Origin of the sequence: Amycolatopsis sp. NPDC058278 (assembly GCF_042881395.1) — a bacterium.
Classification (GTDB): domain Bacteria; phylum Actinomycetota; class Actinomycetes; order Mycobacteriales; family Pseudonocardiaceae; genus Amycolatopsis.
Genome location: NZ_JBHVXZ010000085.1, coordinates 15,437 through 29,186, shown reverse-complemented (window position 1 = coordinate 29,186; position 13,750 = coordinate 15,437). Strand labels below are relative to the sequence as shown.

Genomic DNA, 13,750 nt, shown 5'->3' with positions numbered 1-13,750 from the left:
CACCTCGGACGGCAATCACCGCAGTTCAGCGGGCCGTCGCGAGGCTCGCACCGGCGCTTCGCGAAAATGTAATTTTCGCGCCGGCGAGCGAGAACGACACCGCGGCCCCCTTTCCCGGGCCGCCTCCCCCGGCTACAGTCTCCGATTGCTGGGAGCGCTCCCAGTGGCCGGTTCCGGCGCTACCCCGCCGTTCGAAGGAGAAGGTGCATGGGAAGCAGGACAGTGGCAGCCGGCGGACTCGCCGCGGTGGCCGTGACCGCCGTGGTCGCCACGACGACGGGGGCCGGCGCACAGGCCGCCGCCTCGGCGTACTACGTCGACCCGGGCACCAACGCGGCCAAGTGGGTCGCGGCGAACCCCGGCGACTCGCGCGCCGCGGTCATCCGCGACCGCATCGCCTCGGTACCGCAGGCGCGGTGGTTCACCACCACGAACACGTCCACCGTGCGCGGTGAGGTGGACGCCTACACCAGCGCGGCGGCCGCCGCGGGCAAGATCCCGATCATGGTCGTCTACGACATCCCCAACCGCGACTGCGGCGGCGCGAGCGGCGGTGGCGCACCGTCCCACGACGCCTACCGGGCCTGGATCGACCAGGTGGCAGCCGGGCTGGCGGGCCGTCCCGCCGCCATCGTGCTCGAGCCCGACGTGCTCCCGCAGATGACGAACTGCCAGAACAGCGACCAGCAGCGCCAGACCACGGCGTCGATGGCGTACGCCGGGAAGAAGCTGAAAGCCGGCTCGTCGCAGGCGAAGGTGTACTTCGACATCGGGCACTCCGCCTGGCTTTCCCCCGGTGACGCCGCGACGCGGCTGCGGGCCGCCGACATCTCCAACAGCGCCGACGGCATCTCGACCAACGTGTCCAACTACCGCGCGACCTCCGACGAAGTGGCCTACGACAAGGCGATCCTCGGCCAGCTCGGCGACTCGCGGCTGAAGGCCGTGGTGGACACGAGCCGCAACGGCAACGGGCCGCAGGGCAGCGAGTGGTGCGACCCGGGCGGGCGCGCGATCGGGACGCCGAGCACCAACCAGACCGGCGACGGCCAGATCGACGCGTTCCTGTGGATCAAGCCGCCGGGCGAGGCGGACGGCTGCATCGCCACGGCCGGCCAGTTCGTGCCCCAGCGGGCCTACGACCTCGCCATCGCGGCCGGGCCGATCCAGACCACCACCCCGACGACGCCGACCACACCGACAACGCCGACGACACCCACCACGCCGACCACGCCCACTTCCCCGACCACCACGACCCCGCAGCCGACCGGCGGCTGCAAGGTCACCCACCGGGTGGTCAGCAGCTGGCCGACCGGCTACACCGGCGAGATCGTCATCGAGAACCGCGGCGCGGCCATCACCGGCTGGACGCTGACGTTCTCCGCACCCGGCGTGACCGTCAGCCAGGGCTGGGCCGGGACCTGGAGCGACACCGGCGACGTCGTCAAGGTCGAGAACACGTCGTGGAACGGCAATCTGGGCACGAACGCGACGGCCACGCTCGGCTACAACGCGAACTACAGCGGTGGCACGCCCCCGTTCCTGCAGCCGGCGCTCAACGGGACCTACTGCTCCTGAGCCGTGCGGCCCCGGCCCAGCCGCAGCGCGGAGACGAGGAAGAAGACGCCGCCCAGCGTGGCGTAACCGGCCAGTGCCCTCAGCGTGGCACCGTCCATTGTGGCCCGGAGGACGAACGAAGCACCGGCCACGACGGAGATCGCACCGCTGAGGATCATCGGCCACTGGCCGCCGAGCCCGCGCCGGGTGACGCCGACGACGAGCTGGACCAGACCGGCCACGATCGCCCAGCCGCCCCACACGCGCAGGACGTCCGGGATCCCGGACGAGGCGGCGACGGCCAGGCCGGCGGCGGCGAGCAGGCTGATCGCGACGTTCACGTAGAGCGCCGCGATCGGCTTGCCCGCCCGGGCCGAACGCGCGTCGAACCCGGCCGCGGCGACGTCGAACAACGGGTACAGCACCAGCAACGCGATGCTGACCGGGCCGAGGCTCGACGCCGTCGCGAAGAGCAGGCCCGCCCAGACGAGGGCGAACGCGAACCGGACGAAGTAGAGCCGCCGCAGGGTCTGCGCGAGGCCGGCGTCCGGAGCGGTGGTGGTAGCCATGCACTCTCCTAGTAGATAGAACGATCTGTCTCGTTGGCGACTATGACACCAGCCGTCCGCCGCCGTCAAGACCGACCGTTCTATCTGCTAGGCTGGGTTCAGCGAACCGGGAGGTGAAGGGCGGGTGTCCGAAGCGCGCGCACGGCTGCTGGCCTCGGCCAGCCGGCTGTTCTACACCGAGGGCCTGCATTCGGTCGGCATCGACCGGGTCATCGCCGACGCGGGCGTCACCCGCGCGACGCTCTACCGGCACTTCCCCGGCAAGGACGACCTGCTGGTCGCGTACCTGACCGAAGTGGACAAGGCCATCCGGGCCCAGGTGGCGGCGGCGCGCACGGCGACGCCCGGCGCCTCGCCCGAAGACGTCGTCCAAGCGGTGGCCGCGACGATCGCCGACGGCATCCGGGCACCCGGGTTCCGGGGCTGCGCGTTCCTCAACGCCGCCGCCGAATACCCCGACCCCGCCCACCCGGTCCACCAGGCCGTCCTCGCGCACCGGCAGTGGTTCCTGGACACCGTCACGGAACTGCTCGCCGACACGGGAGAGACCGCCCCCGAACCGGCGGCCCGGCACTTCGTCATGCTCCGCGACGGCGCCATGGCCGCGGGCTGCCTCACGGACCCGGCCCCGGTCTGCGCGACGTTCTTGCTGGGCGTGGCGGGAATCCTGCGCTACCGGGACGTGCCGGTGGCGGCCGGAACCAAGCGGCGGACCCGGGGCTAGGCCGTCCGGCCCGCGCTCCACGCCACCACGGGCACCGCCGGCGAGCCGAGCTTGGTGCCCTTGCGGTAACCGCTGCCGAAGATCAGGCCGAGCACCAGGACGGCGAGGACGGCCAGCAGGATCCACAGCCACCACGACTTGCGCACACCGTCTCCCCTCGCCGGAATCCGGGCACACGCTACCGGTCGATTGGCCCGGCGGCCGGATGGGTATTCCTCCCGGTATGGGTGCTTGGGGCAAGCGGCTGGTCGCTTTGGCTGTGGCTGTGGTGGTTCTGGTCGCCGCGGTACTCGTCGCATCGGCGGTTCACCTGTTACCCCAAATGCGCAACCCGTTCGCGGAGCGGACCGAGGAGCACTCCGGTCCGGTTCTGCTGCAGTCGATCGTCGAGCTCTCCCGCTACGAGGCGGCGAGTGGTTCGTTCCAGGTGGTCGTCGACATCAGCACCAGCTCGGTCCTCCCGAGTTTCCTGGTGGGCAGCGACACGTTGTTCATCGGAGTGGGCACGGACAACGCGTACGTGGACTTCTCGCGGTTGAAGGGCAACGCGGTCCAGGTCTCCGACGACCGCCAGTCCGCCACGATCACGCTGGGACACGCCCAGCTGGAGCCGGCAACGCTGGACGTCCACGAGTCCCACGTGTACGCCCAGCAGCAGGGCCTCTTCACCCGCATCAACGAGTTCCTCGGCGGAAACCCCAATTCCCAGCAGGCGTTGTACGAGCTGGCCCAGAAGCAGATCCAGGCGGCGGCCGCCAAGAGCACACTGGTGGCCGACGCCGAGCGCAACACCCGGACCATGCTGACCGGGCTGCTGCAGTCACTGGGCTTCAAGAACATCACGATCAAGTACGCCGACAACGACGCGGGCTGACCGCCACGCGGCACCGGGTGCCGCGTGGCGGTAAGTCACGATCAGGCTTCGGGGTGGCGGAGCACCCATCCCGTCAGCCGTTCCGCACCAGCCGCCACCGATTGGCCGCGGCGCCGTTGTCCGGGCCCTGCACCGCATAAGCCCCGGCCGAGGTGGAACCGTTCTCGATGGTCAGCAGCTTCCCGCTGTTGACGTTCCGGATCTTCGACGTCCCGTCACCCTGGTCGATCAGCGTCCACCGGTGATCAGCGGTGCCGTTGTCCGACCACTGCAGGACGCGAGCGTTGTCGGCCGTCGACATGTCCAGGACGCCCAGCACCTTGCCGCTGTTCGCGTTCCGGAACCGGACGGCGCTGCCGTCGGTGATCATCTCCCAGTTGTGGTCCGCGGTGCCGCTGTCCGACCACTGCAGCGCGCGGCCGCCGTCGGCGGTGGACATGTTCTCGACGCCCAGCACCAGCCCGCTGCCCGCGTTGACCAGCCGGTAGGTCGTCGCGCCGGCTCCCCCGGTGTTCCAGTACACGGTGTAGTTGAAGCCCTGGGCGTCGTAGAAGGGCACCAGGTTGACGGCGGAGCCGTTCGCGGTGGCGCTGAAGGTGAGTGCACTGCTGCTGGTCCGGGTGACCGAGCCCGCGTTCAGGGACGGCAGCGCGCTGAGCGTGCTGGTGCCGTAGTTGCCGGCCAGGACCACCGGGCCGTAGGTGACCGCCGCGACGTTCGCGTTGTCGTTGGCCGCCTTCAGGGCGACCTTCATCGGCAGGCGGACGGTGACCGTGTCGCCGGAGGCCCAGGACCGGGACAAGGTGGCGTAGCTGCCGGGGGTGGTGGTCACGTTCTGCGCGACACCGTTGACGCTGATGGTCGCCCCGGTGGCCCAGCCGGGGATGCGGATGCGCATGGCCCAGGTCCCGCTCACGCTCCCGGTCACGGTCAGCGTGCTGGTGTCGCTCGCCGGGAACGAGGTGGTCTGGGTGACCGTGATGCCGCGCTGGGTCCAGGTGAGCACCGAGGGCAGGAACTGGTTCACGATCAGCGTCGTGTCCGCGTAGAAGTAGATCGAGTCGGCCAGCTTCGTCTGGGTTTCCAGCCCGGTTCCCTGGCAGCACCAGAACGAGTTGTAGTCGGTGCTCCACGTGCCGCCGCCCCAGGCCGGGCCGAGGCCGCGGCGGCCGCCCGGGTTGAGCGAGCTGAAGTACGTGATGTGCCCGTGGCTGTCGGCCGGGTTCTGCTGGCCGATCATCTGGTTGAGCAGGGCGCGTTCGTAATAGTCGGCGAGGTCGGCGCGGTCCGGGTACAGCGCGATCAGTTCCCGGGTCAGCTTGAGCATGTTGTAGGTGTTGCAGCTCTCGCAGGTGTCCTGGTTGAGGTAGCCGGCGATGGCGTTGGGCGCGCGGAAGTGCTCGGCCTGGCTGTTGCCGCCGATGGCGTAGGTGTGCGCGCCGACGGTGATGTTCCACGCGTTGGTCGCGATGTCCCGGTACCGGGTGGTGCCCGTGGCCTTGTACTCGCGCGCCGCGCCGATCCACTTGGGGACCTGCGTGTTGGCGTGCAGCCCGTTGAGCTGATCCCGGTTCGCCGCCAGCGGGTCGAACACGGCGGCGTGGTCGAACCGCTGCGCGGCGGTCAGCCACCGCGCGTCTCCGGTGTACTGGTAGAGCTCGGCCAGCACGTCGTTCATGCCGCCGAACTCGGTGTTCAGCACCGACTGCATCTGCGCGGTGCTGAGCCGGGCGGTCCGCCGATCGACCCACCCCGCGAGGTTGAGCAGCACGTCGCGGGCCTGGGTGCTGCCGATGTACCGCCACACGTCGAGCAGGCCGGCCATGGTCTTGTGGATGCAGTAGTAGGGCACGTTGCCGTTCGTCAGCCGCCCGGCTTCGAGGTTGTCGAAATCGGACTCGGGGAAGCCGGACAGGTATCCGGCGGAGAACCCGGCGGCGCCGTTGTTCGCTTGGCACTTGGCCAGCTCGGCCACCATGGACGTGGCCTTGTCCCGGCACGAGGTGTCCCCGGCGACGGCCCACAGCTGCGCCCACGCCGTCAGGAAGTGTCCCTGCACGTGGCTGCGGAACGGGAAGCTCGGCGCGTCCCAGCCCCCGTTGGCGGCCGCACCGGCGGTGGAGAGCCGGTGGTTGGCCCGGAAGACGTAGAGCAGCCGGTTGACGTCGACGAACCGCAGGTAGTTCTGCGTCCGGTTCTGGTTGTCCAGCCACCGGCTCGCGGTCAGCCGAACCTGGCCGAGGTCGAACGGGAACGCGGACACCCCGGCGTCCGGGCGGACCGGCCCGGCGGCCGCGGTGGCCGCCGAAGCGGCGGGTGCCCAGCCGACGGCGGATCCGGCCGCGGAGGCGATGGCGGTGGCGCCGGCGGCTTGCAGCAGTCGCCGCCGGCTGAAGGGTGAGGTCACCGGGGTTCTCCGTTCGTCAGTGGACAGAGGGCGGGAGCATGTTAACGCTAACAACCATTCTTGTCACGGCCCTGGGGACCGGACGGCAGACGGGCATCCCGTTCTTCCCGCAGCGGGAACGGCGGGCGGAGCTCGAACTCGTCGCAACGCGGCCCGCCGGCCCGCGGGCCGGCTACCTCCACCACCGCGTGAAGCACCGGCCGGGAATCGTTTCCCGGAATCCCCGGCTCCCTTTCCGGCGTCGGCGGCAGAACTGAAACTTTCATTTCCGGCTGGACGACCATTCGAAATCTGTGCTACAACGCAAATACCCTTGAGCAGACTTCTCGCGCCGAGGGCCCGAGGATTTTCCCGTCGGCCGAAGGGGTTTCGCATGCCCAGGCTCAGATCGCCGTTCCGGACTTTGGTGACCGCCGCGCTGCTCGTGCTCGCCGTGGGCGGCACTCCCCCGGGCGCCGCCGCGGCCACGACGGCCCAGGCGGGCACGCCGAGTGCCGGCTGTGGCAAGAATCCGACGCTCACCAGCGGCAAACGGACGATCCAGAGCAACGGCAAGAGCCGCAGCTTCATCCTGAAGATCCCCGACACGTACGACAACGCCACTCCGCACCGGCTCGCGTTCGGCTTCCACTGGCTGGGCGGCACCGCCGAACAGGTTTCCTCGGGCGGCAGCGACGGCTACGCCTGGGCCTACTACGGCATGCAGTCGCAGTCGGGCAACTCCACGATCTTCGTGGCGCCCCAAGGTCTCAACAACGGCTGGGGCAATTCCGGCGGCGAGGACGTCACCTTCACCGACGACATGGTCCGGCTGATCGAGAACGACCTCTGCGTCGACACGACGCAGCTGTTCTCCGTCGGATTCAGCTACGGCGGCGCGATGAGCTACGCACTCGCGTGCGCCCGGGCGACGGTCTTCCGCGCGGTCGTGGCCATCGCCGCCCCCGGCGCGATCAGCGGCTGCAGCGGCGGCACCCAGCCCATCGCGTACATGGGCATCCACGGGGTGTCGGACAACATCGGCGCCGGCCGGGGCCTGCGGGACACGTTCGTCCGGAACAACGGCTGCACCCCGCAGAACGCCCCGGAACCCGCCGCGGGCAGCAAAACCCACTACCTGACCGTCTATTCGGGCTGCCGGACCGGGTACCCGGTGGTCTGGGCCCCGTTCGACGGCGGCCACCAGCAGGGCCCGGTGGACGGCTGCACCGGCTGCGAAAGCGGCGCCAGGAGCTGGGACAAGGCCGAGATCTGGAAGTTCTTCAGCCAGTTCGGCGACAGCGACCCGAACCCGCCCACGTCGCCGGTGCAGGTCGGCGTGAACTACTCGCTCGTCGCCGCGCACAGCGGCAAGTCGGCGGACATCAACGGGGCGTCCACCGCCGCCGGAGCCACGCTGATCCAGTGGTCGCCGCACAACGCGGCGAACCAGCAGTTCGACTTCCTGGCCTCCGCCGACGGCTACTACCGGATCCGCGCCCGGCACAGTGGCCTCGTCCTGCAGGTCGCGAGCTCCGCCGCCGGCGCGGACATCACCCAGCAGCCCGACACCGACGCGACGACACAGCAGTGGAAGGTCACCGACCAGGGCGGCGGCGCGGTCAGCTTCGTCAACCGGGCCAGCGGGCTCGCCATGGACGTCTGGGGTGCCTCGACCGCCGACGGTGCCCGGATTTCGCAGTACGCCGCCTCCGGCGGCACCAACCAGCGGTTCCAGCTCCAGCGCGCCTGAGGATCGGAGAACGACGATGCCCGACCTGACCCGCAGGCAGGCGATGCGGCTGGGTGCCGCGCTGGTGCCGATCGCGTGGACGGCCACCGCCCGGACCGGCTCGGCCGCGCCCGCGGACGTCCGGGCGGTGAACGACCTGGCTCTGTGGTACGACAAGCCGGCCGGCACCGAGTGGCTGCGCGCGCTGCCGATCGGCAACGGCAGGCTGGGCGCCATGGTGTCCGGCAACACCGACACCGAACGCCTGCAGCTCAACGAGGACACGGTCTGGGCGGGCGGCCCCCACGACTACAGCAACACCCAGGGCGCGGGGGCGCTGTCGCAGATTCGGCAACTGGTGTTCGCCAACCAGTGGACGCAGGCGCAGTCCCTGATCGACCAGAAGATGCTCGGCACCCCGGCCGCCCAGCAGCCGTACCAGCCCGTCGGCACCCTCAGCCTCGCGCTCCCCGGCGGCAGCGCCTCTTCGTACCAGCGCTGGCTCGACCTGACCACCGCCACGACGGTCGTCACCTACGTCGTGAACAACGTGCGGTACCGGCGGGAAGTGTTCGCCAGTGCCGTGGACCAGGTGATCGTCATGCGGTTGACGGCCGAGACGCCGGGCTCGATCTCGTTCTCGGCGTCGCTGGGCACCCCGCAGCGGGCGACGACCTCGAGCCCGAACGGCGCCACGATCGCGCTGGACGGCATCTCCGGGGACAGCCGGGGCATCGCCGGTTCGGTCCGGTTCCTCGCCCTCGCCGGCGTGACCGCCGAGGGCGGGAGCACCAGCAGTTCGGGCGGCACGCTGCGGGTGTCCGGGGCCAACGCCGTGACGCTGCTGATCTCGATCGGCACCAGCTACGTCGACTACCGCACGGTGAACGGGGACTACCAGGGCATCGCCCGTTCCCGGCTGGCCGCCGCCCAGGCCCTCCCCTACGACTCCCTGCGCAGCCGGCACCTCGCCGACTACCAGAAGCTGTTCGGGCGCACGACCCTCGACCTCGGCCGCACCGCGGCGGCCGACCAGCCGACCGACGTCCGGATCGCCCAGCACAACACCGTCAACGACCCGCAGTTCGCCGCCCTGCTCTTCCAGTTCGGCCGCTACCTGCTGATCTCCTCGTCCCGGCCGGGCACCCAGCCCGCCAACCTGCAGGGGATCTGGAACGACCAGCTGAACCCGTCGTGGGAATCGAAGTACACCCTCAACGCCAACCTGCCGATGAACTACTGGCCGGCCGACGTCACCAACCTCGCCGAGTGCTACGAACCGGTGTTCGCGATGATCGGCGACCTCGCGGTCACCGGGGCGCGCACCGCCCAGGTGGAGTACGGGGCCCGGGGCTGGGTCACCCACCACAACACCGACGGCTGGCGCGGATCCTCCATTGTGGACTTCGCGCAGGCCGGGATGTGGCAGACCGGCGGGGCCTGGCTCGCCACCATGATCTGGGACCACTACCGGTTCACCGGCGACGTCGAGTTCCTGCGCGCCCGCTATCCGCTGCTGAAGGGCGCCGCCCAGTTCTTCCTCGACACCCTGGTGACCGAACCTTCGCTGGGCTACCTGGTCACCAACCCGGCGAACTCCCCCGAGCTGAACCACCACGCGAACGCTTCCGTGTGCGCGGGGCCGACGATGGACATGCAGATCCTGCGCGACCTGTTCGACGGCTGCGCGGGCGCGTGCCAGGTGCTGGGCGTGGACGCCGCCTTCGCCGACCAGGTCAAGGCGGCGCGGCAGCGGCTGGCGCCGATGAAGGTCGGCTCGCGCGGCAACATCCAGGAATGGCTCTACGACTGGGTGGAGACCGAGCAGAACCACCGGCACATTTCGCACCTGTACGGCCTGTACCCCAGCAACCAGATCAGCAAGCGCGGCACGCCCCAGCTGTTCACCGCGGCCCGCAGGACCCTCGAACTCCGCGGTGACGACGGCACCGGCTGGTCGCTGGCCTGGAAGATCAACTACTGGGCACGCATGGAAGAGGGCGCCAAGGCGCACGACCTGCTCCGGCTCCTCGTGCGGACCGACCGGCTGGCACCCAACATGTTCGACCTGCACCCGCCGTTCCAGATCGACGGCAACTTCGGGGCGACGTCCGGCATCGCCGAACTGCTGCTGCACAGCCACAACGGCGAGTTGCACCTGCTGCCCGCGCTGCCGCCCGCCTGGCCGGCCGGCAGCGTCACCGGCCTGCGCGGCCGCGGTGGCTACACGGTCGGCGCGGCCTGGAGCGGCGGCGCGGCGACCCAACTCACCATCACGCCGGACCGCGACGGCGACGTCAAGGTCCGCAGCCGGATGTTCACCGCGGCCTACGAGGTGCTCGACACCACGAGCGGCGCCACGGTCCAGCCGGTGTCCGTCGAGGCGGACCTGGTCCGCTTCGCGGGCCAAGCGGGCCACACCTACCGCGCCACTTCCCTCGGCGGGCCGCCACCGGTGGTCGAGCCCGGGGTGAACTACCGGCTCGTCGCCCAGCACAGCGGCAAATCGGCCGACATCAACGGCGGCTCGACCACTGCCGGGGCGACGCTGATCCAGTGGCAGGCCACCGGCGGGCTCAACCAGCAGTTCGACTTCCTCGCCTCCGACGGCGGCTTCCACCGCATCCGGTCCCGCAGCAGCGGCCTGGTCCTCCAGGTCGCGTCGACCGCCACCGGTGCGGACATCACCCAGCAACCCGACACCGGAGCGACGACCCAGCAGTGGAAGGTCACCGACCAGGGCGGCGGGGTGGTGAGCCTGGTCAACCGGGCGAGCGGACTCGCGATGGACGTCTGGAGCGCCTCGACCGCCGACGGCGCGCGCATCTCGCAGTGGACCGTGACCGGGGCGGCCAACCAGCGGTTCCTGCTCCAGCGCACGTGACCGGCGTCAGGGCCGGCGCAGGCCGTTGACCAGGAGCTTCACCAGGTGCCGCGCGTCGTAGTACGTCGCCGTGCCCGCGCCGGCGCAGAGGCTGCCGACGCCGCGCATCAGCTCGAAGGCGTCCTGGCCTGGGACGATCTCGCCGGCCGCCGCGGCCGCGTCCAGCAGCTGCGTGCACACGGGACCGAGGCGTTCGAGGAAGTAGGTGTGGAGCGGGTCGTAGCAGGCTTCGTCGGACTGCAGCACCGACGCCAGCCCCTGCTTGGTGATGACGAAGTCGACGAACCGGTCGATCCACTCGACGAGGGCTTGGTGCGGCCCCCGTCCGCCGGCGAGCAGGGCGGGACCGGCCTCGGCCAGGGCTTCGACCTGCCGCCGGTACACCGCGAGGATCAGGTCGGCCCGGGTCGGGTAGTGGCGGTAGATGGTCGCCGTGCCCACCCCGGCCCGGGCGGCGATCTCCCGGATCGGCGCTTCGACGCCGGACGTCACGAACACCGCGGCCGCGGCCTCCAGGACGTTCCCGGCGTTGCGCCGCGCGTCGGCGCGCTGCGGCGGTTTTCCTGCCGCCGTCCGGGAATCGCTCACGACCGCATGCTACCGGCCCCCACCGGGTGGCCGGCGTCCAGCAGCAGCCCGGCCAGCTCCGCGGGCGCGGTGATCATGCAGTCGTGCCCGGCGGCGAGCTCGCGCACGTCCGCGGGCTCGCCGTTCGGCTGCACGGCCGGCACCGGGCGCCGGTCGAACCCCGCCGGCTTCACCGTGCAGTGGATGTGCGTGTGCGGGATCGCGGCGGCGGCCGGGTTGTCCAGGGCGACCGGCTCTTCGAGGCACCGGATCGACTGGTCGGACAGCATGGTCCGCAGCCACGCGACGTCCCCGGGCTCGGTCACCCCGAAGAGGCCGATGGGTGCGGGCAGCTGGGGCAGCGGCGGGACCCGCCAGCCGGTCCCGAGCATGCTGCGGGTGATCGGCATGACGTCGAACCCGTTCTCCCCGTCGGCGGGCACCATCGCGTCGAGGTACACCAGCCGCGCGAGGCGCTCCGGCACCTCGTTGGCCACCGCGGAGATCACCAGGCCCGCGTAGCTGTGCCCGACCAGGACGACGTCGTGCAGGTCCGCCTCGACCAGCAGCCGCACGACGTCGGCGGTGTGCGTGCGGAGCCCGACGTCCGGGTTCAGCAGGTGCTTCGTGTCGCCGTAACCGGTGAGCGTCGGGGTGAACACCGGCCGCCCGCTCGCGGCCAGCCGCGGCACGACCCGCGCCCAGCACTGCCCGGTGTGCCAAGCGCCGTGGACCAGTACATACGTGATCGCCATGGTGACTCGACTCCTCAAGTGGGACATTGTCCCGGTTAGCATACGGGACAGTGTCCCATTTGAGGGCGCGGGTCAGTCCTCGTCGGGCGGTGCGGCGGCCCGGAGCCCGTTGAGCGCGATCGTGGTGAACCGCCGGACGGCCGCGAGCCGCGCCGCCGGGGTGGCCGCCTGGATCCCGCCGGCCGCCCTCAGCACCAGGACGACGTCGTCCAGCGTCGTCTCCGGACGCACCTGACCCGCCTCCCTCGCCCGGCGCACCAGCTCGGCGAGCGACTTCAGCGCCCGCTCGCGATCCGCGGTGAAGTCCAGTGCGCCGGGGAACGCCGACACGAACGCCGCGGTCGTCCCCCGGTCCCGGGCGTACAGCTCACCGAGCCGCTCGATCACCCTGCGCAGGCCCCGCCCGGCGTTCGCGTCGGCGAGGCCGTCTTCGACAACCGCGTAGCAGGCGTGCAGCCGCTCCGCGAACGCCTCGGCGAACAGCTGCTCTTTGGTCGGGAAGTGGCGGTAGAGCGTCGCCGGGCCGACGCCGGCGTGCCGGGCGATCTCCCGCATCGGCGCGGTCAGGCCCGCTGCGGCGAACACGGCCCGGGCCGCATCGAGGAGCCGTTCGCGGTTGTCCCGGGCGTCCGAACGCCGGAACCGGGGCAAAGAGCCGGTCACCGTCTCACTTTAGCCGGAACGGACGGGTGCGTCCGGTACGGTCGCGGCCGCCTCGAACCCAGGGAGCTGACCGTGAAAGCAGTGGCAGTGCAGACTTTCGGCGAGCCCGGCGGCCTGGCCGTCGTCGACGTTCCCGACCCCCGGCCGGCCGCCGGGGAGGTGGTGATCACCACCGAGGCGATCGGCGTCGGCGGCGTCGACGCCCTCATCCGCCGCGGCGCCCTCGCGGCCTACGGCTTCGAGGCCGGTCACGTCCCCGGCAGCGAGGTGGCCGGGGTCGTCACCGCGCTCGGCGCCGGCGTCGACGAGTCGTGGGCCGGCAGCCGCGTCTGGGCCCCCACCGGCGTGGGCGGCGGGTACGCCGAGCAGGCGCTCGCGCCGGCCACGGCACTGGTCCCGCTGCCGGCGGGCGTGTCGCCGGTCGACGCGGTGACCGTCGCGGGTTCCGGCGTGGTGGCCCACTTCGGCCTCCGGCACGCCCGCTTCGCGCCCGGCGAGTCGGTGCTCGTCCGGGGCGCGGCCGGCGGCATCGGGGTGCTGGCGGTCCAGCCCGCGGCCCGCGGCGGGGCGGGCACCGTCGCGGTCACGACGTCGTCGGCCGAGCGCGGCGCCCGCCTGCGCGCACTGGGCGCCACCCGGGTGCTGGACCGCACCGGCGAGGGATCCACCGGCCACGACGTCGTCATCGACATCGTCGCCGGGGAGGAACTACCCTCGTTCTTCGCCAAGCTCAACCCCGACGGCCGCGTGGTCGCGGTGGGCGCGGTCGGGGGCCCGCCACCGGCCGGGCTGGCCGCGGCGATGTTCGCGGCGTTCCGGAAGTCGCTGTCGTTCGCGACCTTCAGTGCCGACACGGTGCCCACAGAGGACCGCCGGACCGTGGCCGCCGGGCTGCTGGCGGCCGTGGGCCGCGGCGAGGTGGACGCCGTCGTCCACGACGTGCTGCCGCTGGGGCGGGCCGTGGACGCCCACCGGCAGCTCGACGCCGGTGCCGTGTTCGGCCGGATCGCGCTGGTCCCCGCCTGAAGCGGCTCAGGCC

The 13,750-nt window shown here is 71.4% G+C and carries 12 protein-coding genes; 6 read left to right on the top strand and 6 right to left on the bottom strand.

Annotation, left to right across the window (positions count from 1 at the left end; genetic code table 11):
• The first annotated feature begins 222 nt into the window (after positions 1–222).
• Entirely contained in the window at positions 223–1,578 is a 1,356-nt protein-coding gene (locus ACFVYA_RS34075; protein WP_387050898.1) for a glycoside hydrolase family 6 protein, read from the top strand.
• On the opposite strand, the gene ACFVYA_RS34070 is transcribed toward ACFVYA_RS34075, so the two are convergent.
• A complete protein-coding gene (locus ACFVYA_RS34070) occupies positions 1,566–2,126 on the bottom strand; it encodes a hypothetical protein (RefSeq protein WP_387050881.1) in 561 nt (186 codons plus the stop codon). The genes ACFVYA_RS34075 and ACFVYA_RS34070 overlap by 13 nt on opposite strands.
• A gap of 124 nt (positions 2,127–2,250) precedes the next feature.
• Here ACFVYA_RS34070 and ACFVYA_RS34065 point away from each other — a divergent pair, with 124 nt between their 5' ends.
• Positions 2,251–2,850: a TetR/AcrR family transcriptional regulator gene (locus ACFVYA_RS34065; protein ID WP_285991061.1), complete on the top strand. Its 600-nt coding sequence runs from the start codon at positions 2,251–2,253 to the stop codon at positions 2,848–2,850.
• On the opposite strand, the gene ACFVYA_RS34060 is transcribed toward ACFVYA_RS34065, so the two are convergent.
• A complete protein-coding gene (locus ACFVYA_RS34060; protein WP_387050879.1) occupies positions 2,847–2,996 on the bottom strand; it encodes a hypothetical protein in 150 nt (49 codons plus the stop codon). The genes ACFVYA_RS34065 and ACFVYA_RS34060 overlap by 4 nt on opposite strands.
• A gap of 176 nt (positions 2,997–3,172) precedes the next feature.
• Here ACFVYA_RS34060 and ACFVYA_RS34055 point away from each other — a divergent pair, with 176 nt between their 5' ends.
• The gene (locus ACFVYA_RS34055) at positions 3,173–3,724 is read left to right on the top strand and encodes a DUF4230 domain-containing protein (protein WP_387050878.1); all 552 of its coding nucleotides are present in this window, start codon (positions 3,173–3,175) and stop codon (positions 3,722–3,724) included.
• 73 nt (positions 3,725–3,797) lie between these two features.
• On the opposite strand, the gene ACFVYA_RS34050 is transcribed toward ACFVYA_RS34055, so the two are convergent.
• Positions 3,798–6,131, bottom strand: coding sequence for a beta-L-arabinofuranosidase domain-containing protein (locus tag ACFVYA_RS34050; protein ID WP_387050876.1), 2,334 nt, complete (start codon positions 6,129–6,131; stop codon positions 3,798–3,800).
• 373 nt (positions 6,132–6,504) lie between these two features.
• Between ACFVYA_RS34050 and ACFVYA_RS34045 the strand changes: the two genes are divergently transcribed.
• Positions 6,505–7,863 carry an RICIN domain-containing protein gene (locus tag ACFVYA_RS34045; RefSeq protein ID WP_387050875.1) on the top strand — a complete coding sequence of 453 codons (1,359 nt, stop codon included), beginning with the start codon at positions 6,505–6,507 and terminating at the stop codon, positions 7,861–7,863.
• A gap of 16 nt (positions 7,864–7,879) precedes the next feature.
• Positions 7,880–10,726 carry a glycoside hydrolase N-terminal domain-containing protein gene (locus tag ACFVYA_RS34040; RefSeq protein ID WP_387050874.1) on the top strand — a complete coding sequence of 949 codons (2,847 nt, stop codon included), beginning with the start codon at positions 7,880–7,882 and terminating at the stop codon, positions 10,724–10,726.
• A 6-nt stretch (positions 10,727–10,732) separates the two neighbouring features.
• Here the strand turns inward: ACFVYA_RS34040 and ACFVYA_RS34035 are convergent, their stop codons facing one another.
• From ACFVYA_RS34035 to ACFVYA_RS34025, 3 genes are all read right to left on the bottom strand, one after another.
• Complete coding sequence (locus tag ACFVYA_RS34035; RefSeq protein WP_387050872.1) at positions 10,733–11,314, bottom strand: TetR/AcrR family transcriptional regulator; 582 nt, start codon at positions 11,312–11,314, stop codon at positions 10,733–10,735.
• Entirely contained in the window at positions 11,311–12,048 is a 738-nt protein-coding gene (locus ACFVYA_RS34030; protein WP_387050870.1) for an alpha/beta fold hydrolase, read from the bottom strand. The genes ACFVYA_RS34035 and ACFVYA_RS34030 overlap by 4 nt, the downstream gene beginning before the upstream one ends.
• A gap of 72 nt (positions 12,049–12,120) precedes the next feature.
• Entirely contained in the window at positions 12,121–12,699 is a 579-nt protein-coding gene (locus tag ACFVYA_RS34025) for a TetR/AcrR family transcriptional regulator (RefSeq protein WP_387050896.1), read from the bottom strand.
• A gap of 84 nt (positions 12,700–12,783) precedes the next feature.
• Here ACFVYA_RS34025 and ACFVYA_RS34020 point away from each other — a divergent pair, with 84 nt between their 5' ends.
• Positions 12,784–13,737: a zinc-binding dehydrogenase gene (locus ACFVYA_RS34020; RefSeq protein WP_387050869.1), complete on the top strand. Its 954-nt coding sequence runs from the start codon at positions 12,784–12,786 to the stop codon at positions 13,735–13,737.
• The last annotated feature ends 13 nt before the right edge of the window (positions 13,738–13,750 follow it).